The sequence below is a fragment of the Vibrio antiquarius genome, from assembly GCF_000024825.1.
Lineage (GTDB): Bacteria > Pseudomonadota > Gammaproteobacteria > Enterobacterales > Vibrionaceae > Vibrio > Vibrio diabolicus.
The window spans coordinates 778810-798506 of record NC_013456.1 but is presented as its reverse complement, the minus strand read 5'-3'; the positions used below and the strand labels follow the sequence as shown (position 1 = coordinate 798506).

Genomic DNA, 19697 nt, shown 5'->3' with positions numbered 1-19697 from the left:
TCTGGCTTACTTGTTCTTTAGTTGGTAATTTTAGCCAACCACTAGTTAATTTTACACATTCAATTCTTTTGGAATCTTCGCTAACGCGTCTTGCAGCACTTCTAAACCAGAACCCGGCTTGTGCGCATTTTCACTGATATGACGACGCCATTGACGAGCACCGGGCATGCTTTGGAATAAACCTAACATATGACGGGTAATATGACCAAGGTACGCACCTTTCGCTAATTGCGCTTCAATGTATGGGTACATTTCTTCAACAATTTCGCTGCGTTTCTTCACTGGAGCATTAGAGCCAAATAACTCTTGATCTACCGATGCCAGTAGATATGGGCTTTGGTAAGCCTCACGACCAATCATCACACCATCAAGATGCTGAAGATGTGCTTTGGCTTCTTCTAGTGACTTTACACCACCGTTAATAGCAATGGTTAAGTGAGAAAAATCTTGCTTCAATTGGTAAGCTCGTGGGTAATCCAATGGTGGGATCTCACGGTTTTCTTTCGGACTAAGACCACTTAACCAAGCTTTACGCGCGTGGATAGTGAACTGCTCACAGCCCCCCTTTTCTGAGACAATAGAAACAAAATCCGTTAGGAACTCGTAAGAATCTTGATCATCAATACCAATACGAGTCTTGACTGTCACAGGAATATCAACCACACCCTTCATTGCAGCGACACAATCCGCAACCAACTGTGGTTCCGCCATTAGGCAAGCACCAAAGCGACCGTTTTGTACACGGTCAGACGGGCAACCCACATTGAGGTTAACCTCATCGTAGCCACGCTCTTGAGCCAGTTTGGCACACTTTGCCAAGTCTTCTGGGTTTGAACCACCCAACTGAAGGGCCAACGGATGCTCTTCTTCGTTGTAAGCGAGGAAATCTCCTTTTCCATGAATGATCGCACCTGTCGTCACCATTTCAGTGTACAGCAGGGTTTCTTTGGTCATTAAGCGATGGAAGTAGCGACAATGACGATCGGTCCAATCGAGCATTGGTGCTACGGAGAGCCTGCAAGAATGAGTCATGATATAAATACCCGTTTTTATGTTGCCAAGGTCGAGCGCAGCAGTACGCTCAAAAAATAAGTCGGGTATTGTATACCCAAGCACCTCTAGGTGCTAGTTTCAGCGAGAATGATTTGGTTGGCTGGCTAGCCAAATGCTTAGGAATATGCAGCAGTAATACGAATTCGTCACTCGTTGATTCATTCTGTGATGACTATTCCGACTTCACACCACCACCGACTTGCTTTAATTCATGATTTTCGTTCTGATAGTGGGTAAAATGAAGCATTTCTAAACGAACTTCGTATAGAAATGATTTATCATAGAGCACGTCCGATAGTTATGGTGAAAGGTTTGAACCCAACAATCATTGAACAAATTGAAAGTATCTGCGCAGAGCGTGGAGTACGATTGACTCCGCAACGCCGACGCGTATTTGAACTCATTTGTTCTAATCGCCGCGCCTCAAGTGCGTATGAGCTATTGGAGCAACTAAAAGAGAGTGAGCCTCAGGCTAAGCCTCCCACTGTTTATCGAGCATTAGATTTTCTCCTAGAGCAAGGCTTCATCCACCGAGTGGAATCGACAAATAGCTTTATTACTTGTTGTTCTTTCAATACTCAGCAGCACTTTTTCCAATTACTAATTTGCGATAAATGTGGTGATGTCGTTGAACTCGAAGATGAGACGCTGATATCCTTGTTAGCCGAAAACGCCGAGAAGCATGGATTCAAACTGACCAACCAAGTTATTGAAACTCATGGTGAATGCCAGGCCTGTTCCTCCGAGACGAAAGAAAAAGTATAGAAGAACGTTATGCGCGCTGAATTTGTAAACCCGTTTTTAGCTTCTTTAATGAACGTGCTAAAAACCATGGCTTCTCTTGAGCTGAAGCCACAAAAACCGCGAATCAAAAAAGATGAGATCGCACGAGGTGACGTTTCTGGTCTGATTGGCATGGTAGGTCCACAAACTCGTGGTTCAATGTCGATTACCTTTGATGAAGCGCTAGCTCTAGAAATCATGCAGAACATGCTTGGTGAGCGTCCAAATGGACTCAATGAAGAGGTCACCGATATGGTGGGTGAGATCACCAACATGGTTACTGGTGGTGCGAAACGCATTCTGGCGGAAAGTGGTTTTGATTTTGATATGGCAACACCCGTAGTGGTTTCTGGCCGAGGCCATACGATTCGCCACAAGTGTGAGGGCTCAATCATCATCATGCCTTTCTCTTCCCAATGGGGAAATGCCTTTATCGAAATTTGCTTCGAATAAAAGAGAAAAAATAGGTTGGCACTGGCCAACCTATTTTGTTTTTGCCTCAGGCAATAAAAAAGGTCAGCATTTGCTGACCTTTTCTTTATCTATTCAAACCAAACATTAAGCTTTGAACGCTTTAAATGCGTTGATTAGACCATTTGTTGAGCTGTCATGCGAGCTGATTTGAGACTCGTCTGCAAGCTCAGGTAGGATTTGGTTAGCCAGTTGTTTACCTAGCTCCACGCCCCATTGGTCAAAGCTGAAGATATTCCAGATAACACCTTGTACGAAAATTTTGTGTTCGTACATTGCGATCAAGTTACCTAGCGTACGAGGCGTGATTTGCTTCACTAGGATAGAGTTTGTTGGACGGTTACCTTCAAACACTTTGAATGGCGCAATCGCTGCCACTTCTTCAGTGTTCTTACCTGCTTTCACCAACTCTTCTTTCACTGTTTCTTCACTCTTACCAAACGCTAGTGCTTCAGTTTGTGCAAAGAAGTTGGACATCAGTTTTTGGTGATGATCGCTAGCTGGGTTGTGGCTAATTGCAGGTGCAATGAAGTCACATGGGATCAGCTTAGTGCCTTGGTGAATCAGTTGGTAGAACGCGTGCTGACCGTTGGTACCTGGTTCACCCCAAATGATTGGGCCTGTTTGGTAAGTCACAGCATTGCCTTGACGGTCAACGTATTTACCGTTTGACTCCATGTTACCTTGCTGGAAGTATGCCGCGAAACGGTGCATGTACTGATCGTAAGGTAAGATAGCTTCTGATTCCGCACCGTGGAAGTTGTTGTACCAAATACCGATAAGCGCAAGGATCACAGGGATGTTGCTTTCTAGGTCTGTTGATACGAAGTGCTTGTCCATCTCGTGAGCACCTTCAAGCAGCTCAACGAAGTTGTCGTAACCTACCGCTAATGCGATTGATAAACCGATTGCAGACCATAGTGAGTAACGGCCACCAACCCAGTCCCAGAATTCGAACATGTTCGCGGTATCGATACCGAACTCAGACACGGCTGTCGCGTTCGTTGAAAGCGCAGCAAAGTGCTTAGCCACGTGCGCTTGATCGCCAGCTGACTCTAGGAACCAATCACGTGCTGTGTGCGCGTTAGTCATGGTTTCTTGCGTTGTGAACGTCTTAGACGCGATCAAGAATAACGTCGTTTCTGGGTTAACTTTCTTCAACGTTTCAACAATGTGAGTACCATCAACGTTAGATACGAAGTGAAGGTTTAGATGATTTTTGTATGGTGCTAGAGCTTCCGTCACCATGTAAGGACCAAGGTCAGAACCACCGATACCGATGTTCACGATATCTGTAATTGCTTTACCTGTGTAACCTTTCCACTCACCGCCGATAACGCGTTCAGTGAATGATTTCATTTTTTCTAGAACCGCGTTCACTGCTGGCATTACGTCTTCGCCGTCTACCATTACTGGTGTATTCGCGCGGTTACGTAGTGCAGTGTGAAGAACAGCGCGACCTTCTGTTTGGTTGATCGCTTCGCCACTGAACATCGCTTCAATTGCAGATTTCAGCTCAGTCTCGTTCGCAAGAGCGAACAGGTGCTTCAGAGTTTCCTCATTGATGAGGTTCTTTGAGTAATCGACTAGGATGTCTGAGCCGAAACGTGCAGAGTATTTGTCGAAACGCGCTGCGTCTTGAGCAAATAACTCTTTAAGATCCATATCTTGTGCAGATTCGAAATGCGCAGTTAGCGCTTTCCAAGCTTGTGTTTGCGTTGGATTGATATTTTTCAACATGGTCTTTATCCCGATGTTACAGTAGGTTCCATTCCTTACAGTCTAGCGAAAACTGTGGAATCCCCGATTTAGCAAATAGAATATTAATTAGATGTTTGGGCGAATTGCCACAAAACAAGTCTTTGTAATTTTTTTTCAGGTGCCAATTATGACTGAGAGTATTTACACTCACATTGAGTTAGGTCACGTTCCCTGCCCTGAAAATGAACAATTCATTTACGATGACAAGAATCATATCACTTACTAATGACAGGCTCTAATTGGAATAGGATAGACGCCAATTTATAAATTTCCAAAGGAACACGTATGTGGGCACAAAAAACACTGCAATTAAAAGCGAGAAGCCGCGGTTTTCACCTAATAACTGATGAAATTGAACAACAATTACCACAAATAAACGAGCTTTCAGTAGGTTTATTACACCTATTTATTCAACATACCTCCGCCAGTTTGACCTTAAATGAGAATGCTGATCCAACCGTGCGTATGGATATGGAAGCGCACTTCAATAAGTTTGTGCCAGAGCGTGCTCCTTATTATCAGCACACCTATGAAGGTGATGACGACATGCCAGCACACATTAAAGCATCCCTACTTGGTAGTAGTGTGACGATACCAATCCAAAATGGTCGATTAGCTTTAGGAACATGGCAGGGCATTTACTTGGGTGAGCACCGAGACTTTGGCGGCGGCCGCCGCGTTATTGCTACGATTAACGGTGAGTCGATAAAACAAAGGCTAACCTTAGGTTAGCCTTTCGCTGTTTATTTTGAGTACTCCATCTCGACGCGAGGCGTTAGCTTAGTCACGAGTTCATACGCAATGGTACCAATGTGACCCGCCACTTCTTCTACTGGGAGCTCTTTCCCCCAAAGAATCGCTTCGTCGCTGACTTTATCCGTTGCATCTGGTCCCAAATCGACCGTCAGCATATCCATAGAAACTCGACCTGCGATAGGTACTTTACGACCATTTACCCAAACCGGAGTGCCGTTCGGAGCACTTCTTGGGTAACCGTCGCCATACCCTACTGCGATGACACCGACTTTTGTATCTCGCTTACTGGTCCACATACCGCCGTAGCCAACACTTTCGCCCTTCTTAACTTCACGTACCGCAATAAGATGGGATTTAAGTGTCATCACGGGTTGATACCCCAGATCTTGTGCGGTCTTGTCATCAAATGGCGATACACCATACATGATGATGCCCGGACGAACCCAATCCAAATGGCTTTGAGGCCATGCCAACAACCCCGCAGATGCCGCAAGTGAACGCTCCCCCTGACAACCAGAGGTCAACGACTTAAACAACTCAATCTGTTGGGGAGTAATATGGCTATCCAGCTCATCTGCACAACCAAAGTGACTCATGTAACGTAACGGCTTGGCTACGTTTGGACACTCTTTCAACCGCGTGACAAACTCATCATATTGCTCAGGGCGAACGCCAAGACGGTGCATCCCACTGTCAATCTTAAGCCACACGACAACCGGAGTTTCAAGGTCGGCTTGCTCCAAAGCGATAAGCTGCTCTTCACAATGCACCACGGTTTGGATGTTGTTCGTCACAAGAACAGGTAAGTCACCTGGAGAGTAAAAACCTTCTAGCAATAGAATCGGCTTTACCACGCCACAAGCGCGCAGTTGCAACGCTTCTTCAATGCGCGCAACACCAAAGGCATCCGCATGGTTGGCATGTTTTGCAACGTGACGTAATCCGTGACCATAACCATTGGCCTTCACTACAGCCATCACTTTACTTTGGGGCGCTTGCGCTTTCACGCGCTGTAAGTTGTGCTGCAACGCAGACAAATCAATGCACGCCTTGGCCGCTTTCATATAGCTCATGGTGTTACTCATCATCAATATCGAATGCAGGACCCGCGTAGTTGTCAAAGCGCGAGTGTTGACCTTGGAAGGTGAGACGTACAGAGCCGATAGGGCCGTTACGTTGCTTACCAATGATGATTTCTGCCGTACCTTTGTATGGGCTATCTGGGTGATACACCTCGTCACGGTAGATGAACATGATCAAGTCGGCATCCTGCTCGATAGAGCCCGACTCACGCAAGTCCGAGTTTACTGGGCGTTTATCTGAACGTTGCTCTAGGGAACGGTTAAGCTGAGACAGCGCCACGACGGGCACATTCAGCTCTTTTGCCAGCGCTTTCAGAGAGCGCGAAATCTCCGCAATTTCCAGCGTACGGTTATCAGAGAGTGCAGGCACGCGCATAAGCTGAAGGTAGTCGACCATGATCATCGACAGACCGCCATGTTCACGTGCGATACGGCGAGCGCGTGAACGCACTTCGGTCGGAGTTAGACCGGAGCTGTCATCAATGTACATGTTTTTCTTCTGCATCAAGATACCCATAGTAGAAGAAATACGCGCCCAGTCTTCGTCATCCAGCTGACCCGTACGGATCTTGGTTTGGTCAACGCGAGACAAAGAGGCCAACATACGCATCATCAACTGCTCGGCTGGCATCTCTAGCGAGAAAATAAGCACAGGCTTCTCTTGTTGCATGGCCGCATTTTCACACAAGTTCATCGCAAAGGTCGTTTTACCCATCGATGGACGCGCCGCGACAATCACCAAATCAGAACCTTGCAAACCTGCGGTTTTCTTATTGAGGTCAGTGAAACCTGTGTCGACACCCGTCACACCATCTTGCGGCGTTTTATATAACAACTCGATACGTTCTAACGTCTTTTCGAGGATGTTATCAACATTTTGTGGCCCTTCGTTTTCACTGGTTCGTGACTCAGCGATGGCGAAAACTTTACTCTCCGCCATATCAATCAGATCTTCCGAACTTCGACCTTGAGGATCGTAACCCGCATCCGCAATCTCATTCGCGACACCGATCAAACCACGGACAATCGCACGTTCGGCAACAATATCAGCGTACGCATTAATGTTAGCGGCGCTTGGCGTGTTTTTCGCCAAATCTGCAAGGTAAGCAAAACCGCCCACATCTTCTAATTGCTCGTGACGCTCCAGGTATTCCGATAAAGTAATAAGATCGAGAGGCTTGCCCGCTTCAAGAATGGTTTTTACACCTTCAAAAATTAGGCGATGCGGACGACTATAGAAATCACTGCTTACAACACGTTCGGCAACGGTGTCCCAACGTTCATTGTCCAGTAAAAGACCACCAATTACTGATTGCTCGGCTTCTAGTGAGTGAGGTGGCACTTTGATTGCGTCGACCTGACTGTCTGAAGGTTTGCGATTTCTGTTTTCCGCCATGACTTTGCTCGATAACTACTATTGACCCACGATTATAACCTTAACCTAACTGAGATGCTTCCCCGAAGCGACAATTACTTGTTAAGAAATCAACATGCGAACCGCACAAGTAATAGCCTGGTTCTTCCGCCCAGCTCTAATAAAAATTAACCTACCATTGACCCAACAAAATATCTGTATCAGTATCATGCCCCTCCTTTTTAATTACGTTCGAGGTTGATGTGTCCCGATACTGGTTACTTAGCTTTAGCTTACTATGCGCTAGTGCATCGTATGCTGACGAATCAGTACAGCCAGAGCAAAATATTGATGTGCCCGACCCATTAAAAACCGAGGTGGAGTTCGGCTATCAAGCTCACACAGGTAACACGGACTCTCGTTCCCTGAATGCTCGTTTGAGTGCTGAATATACGTCAGGTCGACACCGTTCTAATGGTGAATGGAAGTACTACAACTTGTACAAAGACGGTGAAGAAGACAAACGCTCATCCACCTACGCCCTACAGAGTGACTACAAGTTAGGTCCTAAAACGTATTTGTATGGCAGCTTTAAAGGGGTGGATTCTCGTTACAGTGCCTATTTTAAAGACTACACCTTATCAGGTGGTTTGGGTTACCAGTTTTCCTACACTGAAAACTTCATTTTAGAGGTAGAAGTCGGTCCTGGTTTTCGTTATCAAGAACCAAATTTAGATGAGATAGATGATGACGACATTGTCTTTCCCGATATCGTTCGAGAAGGCATTTTTCGAGGGAATATCAATACGACTTGGCACGCACTAGATAATCTGAGTTTCGCGGCTGATATTACGTTGGTAACAGGTAAAAGTAATACACGAGCCGATAGTGAGCTAAGCGTGACCAATGATATTACTGAAGATATTGCACTGAAACTGGCACACTCTCGTCAGTATCACGATAAAGTGCCTGAAGGCTTAAGCAAAGCGGATAGCGTATTTTCCGTTAATTTACTCTTCGCTTTTTAACCCGTTTTTTCTCCCAGTTTTAGAAATAAAAAAAGCACCTCCGAAGAGGTGCTTTTTAGTATTTCGTCTTGATACTGAATTACTCAGCAGCAACAACTTGTAGGTTCACAGTTGCGAAAACTTCAGAGTGAAGTTGAACGCTGATCTCGAACTCACCAGTTGTACGTAGAGCACCTTCAGGAAGGCGAACTTCGCTCTTAGCAACTTCAACGCCTGCAGCTGTGATAGCGTCAGCGATGTCACGAGTACCGATAGAACCGAATAGTTTGCCTTCGTCACCAGCTTTAGAAGCGATAACTACAGCTTCTAGAGCGTTAACTTTCTCTGCGCGAGCTTCTGCAGCAGCTAGTTGCTCAGCAACTTTAGCTTCTAGTTCAGCACGACGAGCTTCAAACATTTCAACGTTAGCTTTAGTTGCCATAACTGCTTTACCTTGTGGGATAAGGAAGTTACGAGCGTAGCCAGATTTAACGTTTGCAGTATCGCCAAGACCACCTAGGTTACCAATTTTATCAAGTAGAATAACTTGCATTGCTTAATCCTCTTTCTTAATAAAATGAACCGATTACTGATGCTTGTCAGTGTACGGTAGTAGAGCTAGGTAGCGTGAACGCTTGATAGCACGTGCTAGTTGACGCTGGTACTTAGCGCTTGTACCAGTGATACGGCTAGGTACGATTTTACCAGCTTCAGTGATGTAGTTTTTAAGAGTTGCTACGTCTTTGTAATCAATCTCTTGTACGCCTTCTGCAGTGAAACGGCAGAATTTACGACGACGGAAGAAACGAGCCATGGGCTATCTCCTGATCTTAAATTTGAGTAATGTTGTCGGCGTGTAACACTAATTTTCCCACGCCATTTCGGCCGGTTTGATAAGTGACAAAACCACTTACCTTAATGTTACTGCCTTGAACTAAATTCTGAGTTAGTGCTTGTGACCCAAGCCCGCTGACGACTACCGGCATACGACAATAAACTTGTCGAGGTAAGTCAGCTTCGATAATAGTAGAGCGATGCTCCAGCCAAAACCGACAGTGTTCAATGCCACCAGGGCTTTTACTACGAATGGGCGGTTTGGCAATGGTGCCGCTCAGCTCCATTCGATTGGCCATAAGAAAACTTACTCAGCAGCTTCTGACTTAGCTTCAGGCTTAGCTTCAGAACGCTCTTCACGACGTGGAGCACGCTCTTCTTTTTGCTTAAGCATGATAGATTGCTCAGTGATCGCTGCTTTAGTACGCATGATCATGTTACGTAGAACTGCATCGTTGAAACGGAAAGCAGTTTCTAGCTCATCAATTACAGCTTGGTCAGCTTCAACGTTCATAAGAACGTAGTGAGCTTTGTGAAGCTTGTTGATTGGGTAAGCCAGTTGACGACGGCCCCAGTCTTCTAGACGGTGGATTTTACCGCCAGCTTCAGTGATTGAACCAGTGTAACGCTCGATCATGCCAGCAACTTGCTCGCTTTGATCTGGGTGCACCATGAATACGATTTCGTAATGACGCATTGGTTGCTCCTTACGGATTATTCAGCTTCCACAAATGGCTCAGTCGTCCAGAGGAAGCAAGGAACTAAAGATAATTGACTGAGTTTAAGGAGCACGAATAGTACAGAAAGGGCGCAAAATAGGCAAGTGATTATTTGCTCAACGCAGGGGATATTTTATTTCATCCAACACTAGAAATAACAAAGGCTGCCAATAAAGTGACAGCCTTTAAAATCAGGGCATTATCGCGCGTATATAGGGACTTATTTTACTTCAGCCAGTTCCGTGCGCATTTGGTCGATCACTTGTTTGTAATCTGGCTGACCGAAAATCGCCGAGCCTGCAACAAACATATCTGCGCCCGCTTCTGCGATTTCACGAATGTTGTCAACCTTCACACCGCCATCAATTTCTAAACGGATATCGCGACCAGACTCATCGATCATCTTACGAACTGCACGCAGTTTATCTAGTGTGTGAGGAATGAATGATTGACCACCAAAGCCAGGATTAACCGACATCAGTAGAATCATGTCGACTTTGTCCATGATGAACTCAAGGCTCGCAAGTGGCGTTGCTGGGTTTAGTACCACACCAGCCTGACAGCCGTGCTCTTTAATTAACTGCAGTGTACGGTCTACATGATCGGAAGCTTCCACATGGAATGTAATCATCGACGCACCCGCTTTTGCGAAATCAGGAATAATGCGGTCAACCGGTTTCACCATTAGGTGAACATCGATTGGCGCTGTGATGCCGTAATCGCGTAGTGCTTTACACACAGGTGCACCAAAAGTCAGGTTTGGTACATAGTGGTTATCCATAACGTCGAAATGTACCACATCCGCACCCGCTGCGAGTACTTTCTCGACATCTTCACCGAGACGAGCAAAATCTGCCGATAAAATGGATGGAGCAATAAGAAAATCTTTCATACCTGACCTCAGTAGTAATGAGCAAACAATCTGCGCGCAATTCTACCGAAGCCAGTGGGGAGATCCACTATTTAGATTTAATAGTGTGAGAACTAAGAGCTTGGTTGATCCATCTCAGGGGCATGAAAAAGAGCAAGCAGCTCATCGACTTTATTACGACCACTGCCATTGCGGCTAATGGTGCGCTTTACTTTTACTACATTGAGATCTGCACCGTGATACAACCGACGCGTCAACGTAGTGTCGTGGTTAGAAATCAGAACCGGAATACCACGCTCAGTCGCCGTTCTTTCAGCAATGTCGGCTAATGCAGCCTGATCATCCAACGTGAAACCATTACCTGCGTATGAGGTGAAATTTGCCGTGTTTGAAAGCGGTGCATAAGGAGGATCGCAATACACCACACTCCCCTTACGTGCTCGGCGAAAAGTTTCTGGATAACCTTCACAAACGAACGTGGCTTTCTTGGCTTTTTCGGCAAAAAACTCCAATTCCGCCTCTGGGAAGTAAGGCTTTTTATATGAACCGAACGGAACGTTAAAACCGCCTTTTTTGTTGTAACGGCATAGACCATTAAAACCAAAGCGGTTCATGTACAAAAACGCTAAAGAGCGGTACATCACGTCATCGGTTTTATTAAACTCAGCGCGAATGTGTAAGTAAGCTTCTTTACGGTTATTCTCGGCGACAAACCAACGCTTCGCTTCAGAGATATACTCTTCAGGGCGCTCTTTTAGTAGGTTGTACAGATTGATCAGATCTGGATTGATATCTGCCAGTAGGTAATGGTCATAGTCGGTATTCAGAAACACTGAGCCCGCGCCAACAAAAGGTTCAACTAGCTTTCGAGCCGGCGGTAAATGACGTTGGATGTCTTCAACCAGTCCGTATTTTCCTCCTGCCCATTTAAGAAAGGCTCGTTGCTTTTTCATCTACTGCTCTATCTATCGACCAAAAATTAAGGCTGCGGAATGTAACATATTTTTCAGCGAAGCTCAGGTTTATTTCACTCGATCAATTTCGCGATGAACCTGACGGAGTGATTTTGCCCAAGGACTCACCGACTTAACCGAATCAGGCAAGCTTGCAACGGCATCGCGAGCCATTTGAATTGTCGGATAATCTTGGTATGTGATGATATACCACTCAGTGTCATTGCGAACGGTAGGATAAATTCGTACTTGATTATTCAGCTGATGCTCATCGAGGAAGGCTTGTACATCGTCCATTGACGTCATAGCAGCAAGCTGCAGTGTATAGGCTCTTGGTGATAGTGCTTTTAATTCTTCGCGAGCAAATGAAAACTTAACCACAGACTGCTTCGCACCGTCTTCTTCTGGCTGAGCAGAAGTTTGCGTCATACCTTGATTTGGTTTTACGACTTTTATTAAGGGTGAGCTGGTTTCATCAGTGGCGTCTTGCTTCTCAACGCCCACGACATCATCAATCGCTTTTGTGTCTGCTGAATCAGCTTTACCTTCAAGCAATGCATCGACCACATTCGACTCAATCACCACTCTCTGTTGATTGTCATCACTGCCAACGCTCGCCACTTCTTCCGTTACTGCTGGCGGTAATGAATCAGAATCATCAATCGCGCCAGAGCCATCAAGGCCACTGCTAGTGTCATCAGTCACAGATTGTAGTGAAGACTGCGCAGCACTGATTCCTGACTCTTCAAAAGTTGGAATAGCCGTTTGCTCTAAACTACCAGCAATTTGCTGCGCTTTATCATCAGGGCTTGGTTGATTATACATCCACCAATAGCCACCAGCAGCAAGCAACAGTAATGCTAATACCACTAACGCAATATTCAGCGGTGAACCGACAATCGAGCGGATAATGATCCTTTTTTCCACTTTCATCTCTCCTAACGCCATGATGTCACCCGGTACTGGGTCAACTTTTTTAAATGCATCTCGAACCCGCTTCTCCGCCTCATCATCAACATAGCGCGCAACAAGTGATTCAAAGAAACGACGGGCTTCCACTTCGGACAACATATCAATATCAAGCTCAACAGGCTTTATCTCTTGTCCGTAACTGAGACGTGACAGCAATCCTTCTAAGCGCCCAGACTGCGTAAATAATAAGACATTGATGGTCCAATTCGGCTTATGATGCGCCTCTAAAACCAGCATCCAAAGCTCAGAAACGAGCGTCTCACTTAATAAATGCGCATCATCAACCACAATCGCGATATCACAAGGCTCATCACCCAATAGTCTTTCGAGGCTATCAAGTAAAGGCTCTTGCTGATTAAACAATGCGTCCGAAACCAGTTGACTCAAAATAAGGATGCGGCGCTGCACATCATCTTGATTAGAATGACAAAGTAACAAACATTGATTCTTGTTACTGGCACCCACTTCAAGGTATCGCTGCGCTAACCAAGATTTTCCATAACCATCATGACCATTAATCGCAATGAAATTGGAACCAAAATTAGTCAGCAATCCTAACCTATCAAGCAACTCGATTTGAGAATCTAATTCCAGAACGTGAGCAACACTCATCTAATAACCTTAATACACTACAAGAATGACGCCCAAAGGCGCCATTACAAGGTTAAATATCGCGACCGAAGTCTATCGCCTGTTTGAGTACGTCTTGTGTCGTATCAGCAATGACCTCGGCACTACCAATGCCTGTAGGTAGAACTAATCTTAATTGACCAGAGAGGACTTTTTTATCTCGCATCATATGTTTGAGGAAGTCATCGAAGCTCATACTTTCTGGAGTATGAACAGGCAGTTTGGCACGACGCAAAATCGCAACAATACGCTCAAATTGCTCTGCTGAGATAAGACCGCGCAGATGCGAAGTTTTGGCCGCCATAACCGTGCCAGCAGAAACCGCTTCACCATGCAGCCAATTGCCGTAGCCAAGCTCAGCTTCAATCGCATGACCAAAGGTGTGACCTAAGTTGAGCAGAGCGCGGATGCCCGATTCTTTCTCATCCTGAGCCACCACTTCCGCTTTTATTTCACAGCAACGTGCAATGGCATAAGTTAGCGCTTCTTCATCCAACGCGTACAAGCGTTCAAGGTTTTCTTCCAACCATACAAAAAAGTCTACATCGTAAATGATGCCGTACTTAATGACTTCTGCGATACCTGCTGCGAATTCACGCTCAGGCAACGTCGATAAACAGTTGGTATCGATGATCACGGCTTTAGGTTGGTAAAACGCACCTATCATGTTCTTACCCAACGGATGGTTAACCGCGGTTTTTCCACCCACCGAAGAGTCCACTTGAGATAGTAATGTCGTTGGTATTTGAATAAAGTCGACCCCACGCTGGTAACAGGCAGAAGCAAAACCCACAAGGTCGCCAATAACGCCACCACCTAACGCGATGATCACAACATCACGAGCGTAATTCCCCTCGAGGAGGAAGTTCATCACTTGGTTAAACACATCCAAGTTTTTGTACTGTTCGCCGTCAGGCAATTCTAACAAGGATGCACTACAACCGAGCTGCTCGAGTTGCTTTAAAATTTTGTCTGCATACAAAGGCGCCACTGTGACATTACTGATCACAACAACTTTTTGTTTTGCATTTTTGTTTGAGAGAACTTGAGAGAGGTACGCCGGGTCCTCAAATAACCCGGCGCCAATAGAGATTGGGTAGCTACGCTCAGCTAGGTTGACCGTAATCCGTTCCATCGGTTTGCTCCAATTAAAAAAAAGATAAAAACTTATCTCTCTTCTAGCATTTTTACGATCTGGTTGGCTACCACTTTTGCACTCTGATCGTCAGTGCGAACAGTGTAATCCGCTACTTCTTCATACAGAGGATTACGTTCTTCAGCTAATTGCTCCAATACTTCGCGAGGGTTGTCCGTTTGAAGTAGAGGACGCTTCTTGTCACGGTTTGTGCGCGCAAGTTGCTTTTCAATCGTCGTTTCTAAGTAAACAACAACACCACGTGCCGAAAGACGATTACGGTTTTCTTTGCTCTTAACAGAGCCACCGCCAGTCGCAAGCACGATGCCTTGCTCTTGTGTTAGGTCTTCAAGTACCGCTTCTTCACGCTTGCGGAAGCCTTCTTCACCTTCTACATCAAAAACCCAAGAGATGTCTGCACCAGTGCGTTCTTCGATCACTGTATCGGAGTCAACAAACTCCATATGCAGTTGCTGTGCTAGATGTCTACCAATTGTACTTTTGCCGGCGCCCATTGGGCCAACAAGGAAAATATTACGTTTCTCAGCCATGTTTAGCAGTAATTTACAACATTGATTCAATAAGATCGCCACAAGAAAACACAGCTAAATCGCTGTTCTACAAGGCTTGTGGCACCAGTTCCTCACAGATAATTCGTGATAAGACCCGAAATTATCCAAGCATGGTGCCACTATTGCAACTTTATTTTTGATTTAATCAGTTTTTCACGAGGTAGAACTACTGAATCACCACCTTAGGGGTGACGAAAATTAACAGCTCACTTTTGCCAACATTTTCATAACTTCGACGGAAAAGCGCACCTAATAGTGGCAGATCGCCTAACAAAGGCACTTTGTCCACCGAGTTAGTAATGCTGTGCTGGAAAATACCACCAAGAACGACGGTTTCACCGTTATTTACTAACACTTGCGTCCCGATACGTTGAGTATCAATCGCAACGGCTTCACCAGTTCCTGTTTTCACGACTTGTCCAGGTCTATCTTGCGTAACGCTTAAGTCCAACACAAGACGGTTATCCGGTGTAATTTGTGGCGTCACCTTCAAACTCAATACTGCTTTTTTGAACGTTACCGTCGTTGCACCACTTGATGAGGACTCTAGATAAGGTATCTCGGTACCTTGCTCAATATAGGCAGGCTTCTTATTGGTAGTGATCAAACGTGGACTTGAGATAATCTCAGCTTTGGACTCTTGTTGCAGCGCAGAAAGCTCGAGGTCTAACAAGGTGTCTGAGCCTAATTTTGCAACCTGAAAAGCAATGCTGGTCGCGTTTGGACTGGTTGCAGCTAAGTTTACGTTTAGGAAGTCATCGATACCTACTCCATCGCCGTCACCACCGTCTTCTCCTTCACCACCTCCGTTATATAAACCGATCGTGGCAAGGTTGTTTTCGATAGAGCCACCAACCGTGTTATTGCCATTAATAGAGGTAAAGCCCCAGCGAATTCCCAACTCATCCATGTTGCCTTCGTTGATGGTCACAATACGCGCTTCAATTTGAACCTGCTTCACCGGGATATCCAAAGATTCAATAATTTCTCGAATCACTTCAATGTTTTCAGGTAGCTCACGAATCAATAACGAGTTAGTCCGCTCATCAATGGTCATACTGCCTCGCTCAGACAACATACTGATGTTCCCTTCTCCGTTGATCATCTCTGCAATATCTGATGCTTTAGCGAAGTTTACCTTGATGATTTCAGACGAAAGCTCTCCCATCGTTTGTTCTAGCTGCTGCTTTTCGAGTTGCTGTTTTTCGCGCAGATCAAGCTCATCTGTTGGAGCAACCAGAATCACGTTGCCATCAACACGCTTATCTAACCCCTTAACTTGCAAAATAATATCCAGCACTTGCTGCCACGGAACACCATCAAGACGAAGTGTGAGGTTACCTTCTACGGAGTCTGAAACAACCAAGTTGAACTGGTTGTAGTCAGCAATCAGCTGTAACACGTTACGTACAGGAATATCTTGGAAGTTAATTGAAATGAGCTTGCCTTCTTTTTCTAGAATGCTTTTATCCGGGGCTTTCTCATTGGGTTTGATCTTAGCCACTTTGATTTCCAAGAATCGCCCCGTTAAACGATAATCATGCGTATATTCTTCATTAATGTGCGCAACCAAGCGAGTAGTTGAGGTATCGCGAAACACCTCTACGCTTTCAACCACAGTCGAGAAATCTTTTACGTCTAGGAGATACAGTTGCTCGTCTTTTACCGAAGTATTAAGCAAATCGATACTTAACCCTTCCTGTACGCGTTTGACATCGACAATCGCGGCAGGTGACGCCAGTTCAACGACTATAACGGCGTCTTTATCTTTATTAGTGCGAAAGTCGATACTCTTTAAGGCATTAGACGATACTTCTTCTGCTGCCACTAAAGGGGCTAAAAATACAAACAACCATAAGGAGAAGAGCCCTGTTAGTATCCTTGGTGTACGTGTTAATCCTTGTCTCATTTTCATTACTCAATATCAAAAATAAATGGGGCTATCTCAAAGCCAACTTAACTTTACGCTTCTGCCAACACCCTAAGCCGTCGGGCAACGTTTCATTAACTAACAAATAGGAATGGCTGACGTGGGTCACTTTGCCATTGTTGCGTCCGAGGTATTGCCCCGGCTTCACTTTATAAACGGTTCCATTGGGTGCCTGAACGAGACCAGAAACCGTATTACCCATGCCCATAACTCCTTTCAAACGTAATTGGCTTAATGGGAATTTTTCTAATTTGCCAGTGCGCCTTCTTGAAGGCGGTTGCCAGCAATCTTTTCTTGCAACGGGCTGAGTGGCGATGGTGGCTTCTTTTGGCAACTCAAAGGGCGCACGCTGTACTTCAGGTGCGTACGTGACGGCAACATACTTATCTGCAGGCTTAAGTTTCTCGACATCTCGACGCGCCTGACTCTCCACCCCTCGAATAAAATCCGTTAATGACTCATCATTCGCCTGACATCCAAGTAGCAGAGACCCCATCAGTACCAGTAACAAATGCTTACTTGTCATTGTTCGTCTCCTCTGGCTTAAACTGATAGGTATTGGCTCGTACCCTAAAGTGCAGAGTTTCACTTTCTTGGCTGACACGCTGCCAAGTCACATCTTTAAACGTGATGATTCGAGGTAGCGTTGCTATCGCCTGAGAAAAATGGCCGATGTCATGAAAATCTCCCGTTAACTCAATGTTTAAAGGAAGACGATAGAGGAAATGCTCTGATTGCTTTTCACCCCAGTCGATACGGGTAAAGGTCAACTTATTGTCGATACCGAGTTCATTCACCGAAGCGAGCATCGTAGCCAACTCTTTTTGCGCGGGCAGTTGTTGTAGCAATAATTCGTAACGCGTGGTGAGTTCATCCAATTGAGATTGAAGCTGAGGCAATGCTGCTACTTTGTTCGCTTTGATCTTCAATGCCACCTTGAGCGTCTGCTCCTGCTGGACCAAGTTATTCAATTGCTCTTCTTTTGGCTTAAGGTAAAACCAATAGCCAAAACCTTGAATGAGGAAAATCAGCAGCGCGATAACCACAAGCTGAGGCAACAATGGCCACTCTGCCATTTCATCTATTTCGAGATCCTGCCAATCAACCATGCTGGGCCTCCGCTTTCTTCTCCGGCACTTTGAACATGAAAGACACTTTGAACGTTTGGAACTCTTTTCCAAAACGCGCTTTTCCGTGAACGATGGAGTGCATTTCTACATCATTCAACTTGGCCGAACGCTCCATGTTGTCCAGCATCGTGGCAAGTTTTGGAGTGCTATCAGAGATCCCCGAGATCTCAATTTCCAGATCATTCATTTTGATCTTGTCGACATATACACCTTCAGGAATGACGGCTGGCATCAAGTTCATAAACTCGGTCGTTTTGTTTCTACCGTTTTGTAACCCTTCAACCACTTTTAAACGTTCGAGGATTTTGCTGTGCTCTTGCTCGGCGATTTTCATTGCTTCAATACGCTGGTCGAGCTCAGCAATGTAGTGAGTAAGGTAATCAAGCCGCTCCTGCTGCTGATCTTGTTGGTACTCAAAAAACTTTCCAATACCCCATTGAATACCAATGGCGACCAACATGCCTAACGCGACCAAGCTAATGAAACGACGTCGGTGCTCTTCTCTTTGGTTCTCTCGCCAAGGAAGTAAATTAATGCGATAAAGCACGCGCACCTCCTAGCCAATGAATGCCACGAATCGCGAGTCCTGCGGCTGTAGAGAAATGCTGCCAATCCGCGGCACGACGTTTACGTTTGGACACCTTCATCTCAAATAGCCCTAGCGGGTTTAGCAATTCACACTCTAGTGACAGTTGCTGAGATAACTCTTCCGCGAGCATTGGTGTCGAAGCTCCTTCCCCTGATAACCAGATACCTTTGATATTTTGCGAGCCATTAATTGAAGTGTAGAGCTGCATCTGACGTTTCACCCGTTCCACAATTTGGCGATTAAACAGCTCTGTTTTCTCCTGAGCATCATCGGACATCAAATCATCTTGCACAGGGCTGTTTGCTCCTCGAGTGCCGCAAGCAAACTCCTTGTGAAACAGCTCACCTTGTTCGGTAAACATGGTAAAGGAGCTCGATGAGGTGCCAATATCGAGTAAGCAGTACTTATTTTTGTCAGGAAAGCGATCGGCGGTAAGCTTCCAGATATGACCAAGACTTTGTGAATGCACGTCCACTAAAACGGGTTTTAGTCCGGATTTTTGTAATGCATCCACGCGACTATCGACCACATCTTTTCTTGTCGCAAACACTTGATAGTTATCAGTCCCACGCAACCCATCTTCGGCACGAAGACGGACGAAGTCTAAACTCAGCTCTTCGACAGGGAATGGCGATTGATGAGAAAATGCCTGAATCACAGCAAACTCAACTTCGCTATCTTCAAGGTTTTGTTCTATTTGCAATTTTTTACTGATCACCGAATTATCAGGCACTGAAATTGCGACCTTTTTAGCACCAAAAGGCAGTTCTTTTTTAATCAGCTTTAGGGTCTTTACAATTTCTTGATGATTTATAGTGTTATTTTCAGCGACAATACCTTCCTTTAGTAATATTTCTTTGTAACCCAACAGAGCGTAATTGTTGCCTGTGGGTTTAAGTACTACGGCTTTGAGGCTGTTATGGCCTATATCGATGCCGGTAACGATTAGCTTATCCATCTCTTACTCTCGCTCCGAAATTTCTTCGTGCAAAGGTTGTTATTAGCACCCAAATAAGAGTTAATATCTCTATGTGCTAAATTTTTGACCTAAGAGTACAAGGGTTTGCCGTTACACAGCCTCAACCAATCAGGGAT

The 19697-nt window shown here is 45.3% G+C and carries 22 protein-coding genes; 4 read left to right on the top strand and 18 right to left on the bottom strand.

Annotated elements, in window-relative coordinates; all coding sequences use genetic code 11:
* Positions 1-51: 51 nt before the first annotated feature.
* The gene (dusA, locus tag VEA_RS03830) at positions 52-1032 is read right to left on the bottom strand and encodes a tRNA dihydrouridine(20/20a) synthase DusA (protein ID WP_041852884.1); all 981 of its coding nucleotides are present in this window, start codon (positions 1030-1032) and stop codon (positions 52-54) included.
* A gap of 321 nt (positions 1033-1353) precedes the next feature.
* Here dusA and zur point away from each other — a divergent pair, with 321 nt between their 5' ends.
* Both zur and VEA_RS03820 read left to right on the top strand, forming a co-directional pair.
* Positions 1354-1818 (top strand): zinc uptake transcriptional repressor Zur, encoded by a 465-nt coding sequence (zur, locus tag VEA_RS03825; protein WP_005381268.1) that lies wholly within the window; start codon positions 1354-1356, stop codon positions 1816-1818.
* A gap of 9 nt (positions 1819-1827) precedes the next feature.
* Positions 1828-2289: a chemotaxis protein CheX gene (locus VEA_RS03820; RefSeq protein ID WP_005381269.1), complete on the top strand. Its 462-nt coding sequence runs from the start codon at positions 1828-1830 to the stop codon at positions 2287-2289.
* A gap of 105 nt (positions 2290-2394) precedes the next feature.
* On the opposite strand, the gene pgi is transcribed toward VEA_RS03820, so the two are convergent.
* Positions 2395-4047 (bottom strand): glucose-6-phosphate isomerase, encoded by a 1653-nt coding sequence (gene pgi / locus VEA_RS03815; RefSeq protein WP_006743225.1) that lies wholly within the window; start codon positions 4045-4047, stop codon positions 2395-2397.
* Between the two features lie 306 nt (positions 4048-4353).
* Here pgi and VEA_RS03810 point away from each other — a divergent pair, with 306 nt between their 5' ends.
* Positions 4354-4800, top strand: a complete 447-nt coding sequence (locus VEA_RS03810; RefSeq protein WP_012841356.1) for a secondary thiamine-phosphate synthase enzyme YjbQ — start codon at positions 4354-4356, stop codon at positions 4798-4800.
* Between the two features lie 11 nt (positions 4801-4811).
* Here the strand turns inward: VEA_RS03810 and alr are convergent, their stop codons facing one another.
* Both alr and VEA_RS03800 read right to left on the bottom strand, forming a co-directional pair.
* Positions 4812-5888, bottom strand: coding sequence for an alanine racemase (gene alr, locus VEA_RS03805; RefSeq protein WP_041853013.1), 1077 nt, complete (start codon positions 5886-5888; stop codon positions 4812-4814).
* Between the two features lie 13 nt (positions 5889-5901).
* Entirely contained in the window at positions 5902-7302 is a 1401-nt protein-coding gene (locus VEA_RS03800) for a replicative DNA helicase (protein WP_005395704.1), read from the bottom strand.
* A gap of 221 nt (positions 7303-7523) precedes the next feature.
* Here VEA_RS03800 and VEA_RS03795 point away from each other — a divergent pair, with 221 nt between their 5' ends.
* Positions 7524-8288 (top strand): DUF481 domain-containing protein, encoded by a 765-nt coding sequence (locus VEA_RS03795; protein WP_006743223.1) that lies wholly within the window; start codon positions 7524-7526, stop codon positions 8286-8288.
* A gap of 79 nt (positions 8289-8367) precedes the next feature.
* Here VEA_RS03795 and rplI read toward each other — a convergent pair whose 3' ends face one another.
* The 14 genes from rplI to pilM form a co-directional block, all read right to left on the bottom strand.
* Positions 8368-8820 (bottom strand): 50S ribosomal protein L9, encoded by a 453-nt coding sequence (gene rplI / locus VEA_RS03790; RefSeq protein ID WP_005381278.1) that lies wholly within the window; start codon positions 8818-8820, stop codon positions 8368-8370.
* 33 nt (positions 8821-8853) lie between these two features.
* A complete protein-coding gene (gene rpsR, locus VEA_RS03785; protein ID WP_000090472.1) occupies positions 8854-9081 on the bottom strand; it encodes a 30S ribosomal protein S18 in 228 nt (75 codons plus the stop codon).
* 16 nt (positions 9082-9097) lie between these two features.
* Positions 9098-9400 (bottom strand): primosomal replication protein N, encoded by a 303-nt coding sequence (priB, locus tag VEA_RS03780; protein WP_005381298.1) that lies wholly within the window; start codon positions 9398-9400, stop codon positions 9098-9100.
* 8 nt (positions 9401-9408) lie between these two features.
* A complete protein-coding gene (gene rpsF, locus VEA_RS03775; RefSeq protein ID WP_005381299.1) occupies positions 9409-9798 on the bottom strand; it encodes a 30S ribosomal protein S6 in 390 nt (129 codons plus the stop codon).
* A 242-nt stretch (positions 9799-10040) separates the two neighbouring features.
* Entirely contained in the window at positions 10041-10712 is a 672-nt protein-coding gene (gene rpe, locus VEA_RS03770) for a ribulose-phosphate 3-epimerase (protein ID WP_005395709.1), read from the bottom strand.
* Between the two features lie 92 nt (positions 10713-10804).
* Positions 10805-11644, bottom strand: a complete 840-nt coding sequence (locus VEA_RS03765) for a Dam family site-specific DNA-(adenine-N6)-methyltransferase (protein ID WP_005395710.1) — start codon at positions 11642-11644, stop codon at positions 10805-10807.
* Between the two features lie 69 nt (positions 11645-11713).
* On the bottom strand, positions 11714-13228 hold the full coding sequence (locus VEA_RS03760) for an SPOR domain-containing protein (protein ID WP_006743221.1): 1515 nt from the start codon (positions 13226-13228) through the stop codon (positions 11714-11716).
* 52 nt (positions 13229-13280) lie between these two features.
* Entirely contained in the window at positions 13281-14381 is a 1101-nt protein-coding gene (gene aroB, locus VEA_RS03755; RefSeq protein ID WP_012841354.1) for a 3-dehydroquinate synthase, read from the bottom strand.
* Between the two features lie 32 nt (positions 14382-14413).
* On the bottom strand, positions 14414-14932 hold the full coding sequence (gene aroK, locus VEA_RS03750) for a shikimate kinase AroK (RefSeq protein WP_005381319.1): 519 nt from the start codon (positions 14930-14932) through the stop codon (positions 14414-14416).
* 187 nt (positions 14933-15119) lie between these two features.
* Positions 15120-16868: a type IV pilus secretin PilQ gene (locus VEA_RS03745; RefSeq protein WP_006742777.1), complete on the bottom strand. Its 1749-nt coding sequence runs from the start codon at positions 16866-16868 to the stop codon at positions 15120-15122.
* A gap of 25 nt (positions 16869-16893) precedes the next feature.
* The gene (locus VEA_RS03740; RefSeq protein WP_012841352.1) at positions 16894-17409 is read right to left on the bottom strand and encodes a pilus assembly protein PilP; all 516 of its coding nucleotides are present in this window, start codon (positions 17407-17409) and stop codon (positions 16894-16896) included.
* Complete coding sequence (locus tag VEA_RS03735) at positions 17399-17992, bottom strand: type IV pilus inner membrane component PilO (protein WP_012841351.1); 594 nt, start codon at positions 17990-17992, stop codon at positions 17399-17401. Before VEA_RS03735 ends, VEA_RS03740 begins: the two co-directional genes overlap by 11 nt.
* Entirely contained in the window at positions 17985-18560 is a 576-nt protein-coding gene (locus tag VEA_RS03730) for a PilN domain-containing protein (RefSeq protein WP_005395717.1), read from the bottom strand. Before VEA_RS03730 ends, VEA_RS03735 begins: the two co-directional genes overlap by 8 nt.
* Positions 18544-19560: a type IV pilus biogenesis protein PilM gene (pilM, locus tag VEA_RS03725; RefSeq protein WP_005395718.1), complete on the bottom strand. Its 1017-nt coding sequence runs from the start codon at positions 19558-19560 to the stop codon at positions 18544-18546. The genes VEA_RS03730 and pilM overlap by 17 nt, the downstream gene beginning before the upstream one ends.
* Positions 19561-19697: the final 137 nt, after the last annotated feature.

Bases quoted from the DNA above. Each gene is read 5' to 3' on its own strand.
- dusA (WP_041852884.1), bottom strand. From the start codon at position 1,032: ATGACTCATTCTTGCAGGCTCTCCGTAGCACCAATGCTCGATTGGACC.
- zur (WP_005381268.1), top strand. From the start codon at position 1,354: ATGGTGAAAGGTTTGAACCCAACAATCATTGAACAAATTGAAAGTATC.
- VEA_RS03820 (WP_005381269.1), top strand. From the start codon at position 1,828: ATGCGCGCTGAATTTGTAAACCCGTTTTTAGCTTCTTTAATGAACGTG.
- pgi (WP_006743225.1), bottom strand. From the start codon at position 4,047: ATGTTGAAAAATATCAATCCAACGCAAACACAAGCTTGGAAAGCGCTA.
- VEA_RS03810 (WP_012841356.1), top strand. From the start codon at position 4,354: ATGTGGGCACAAAAAACACTGCAATTAAAAGCGAGAAGCCGCGGTTTT.
- alr (WP_041853013.1), bottom strand. From the start codon at position 5,888: ATGAAAGCGGCCAAGGCGTGCATTGATTTGTCTGCGTTGCAGCACAAC.
- VEA_RS03800 (WP_005395704.1), bottom strand. From the start codon at position 7,302: ATGGCGGAAAACAGAAATCGCAAACCTTCAGACAGTCAGGTCGACGCA.
- rplI (WP_005381278.1), bottom strand. From the start codon at position 8,820: ATGCAAGTTATTCTACTTGATAAAATTGGTAACCTAGGTGGTCTTGGC.
- rpsR (WP_000090472.1), bottom strand. From the start codon at position 9,081: ATGGCTCGTTTCTTCCGTCGTCGTAAATTCTGCCGTTTCACTGCAGAA.
- priB (WP_005381298.1), bottom strand. From the start codon at position 9,400: ATGGCCAATCGAATGGAGCTGAGCGGCACCATTGCCAAACCGCCCATT.
- rpsF (WP_005381299.1), bottom strand. From the start codon at position 9,798: ATGCGTCATTACGAAATCGTATTCATGGTGCACCCAGATCAAAGCGAG.
- rpe (WP_005395709.1), bottom strand. From the start codon at position 10,712: ATGAAAGATTTTCTTATTGCTCCATCCATTTTATCGGCAGATTTTGCT.
- VEA_RS03765 (WP_005395710.1), bottom strand. From the start codon at position 11,644: ATGAAAAAGCAACGAGCCTTTCTTAAATGGGCAGGAGGAAAATACGGA.
- VEA_RS03760 (WP_006743221.1), bottom strand. From the start codon at position 13,228: ATGAGTGTTGCTCACGTTCTGGAATTAGATTCTCAAATCGAGTTGCTT.
- aroB (WP_012841354.1), bottom strand. From the start codon at position 14,381: ATGGAACGGATTACGGTCAACCTAGCTGAGCGTAGCTACCCAATCTCT.
- aroK (WP_005381319.1), bottom strand. From the start codon at position 14,932: ATGGCTGAGAAACGTAATATTTTCCTTGTTGGCCCAATGGGCGCCGGC.
- VEA_RS03745 (WP_006742777.1), bottom strand. From the start codon at position 16,868: ATGAAAATGAGACAAGGATTAACACGTACACCAAGGATACTAACAGGG.
- VEA_RS03740 (WP_012841352.1), bottom strand. From the start codon at position 17,409: ATGACAAGTAAGCATTTGTTACTGGTACTGATGGGGTCTCTGCTACTT.
- VEA_RS03735 (WP_012841351.1), bottom strand. From the start codon at position 17,992: ATGGTTGATTGGCAGGATCTCGAAATAGATGAAATGGCAGAGTGGCCA.
- pilM (WP_005395718.1), bottom strand. From the start codon at position 19,560: ATGGATAAGCTAATCGTTACCGGCATCGATATAGGCCATAACAGCCTC.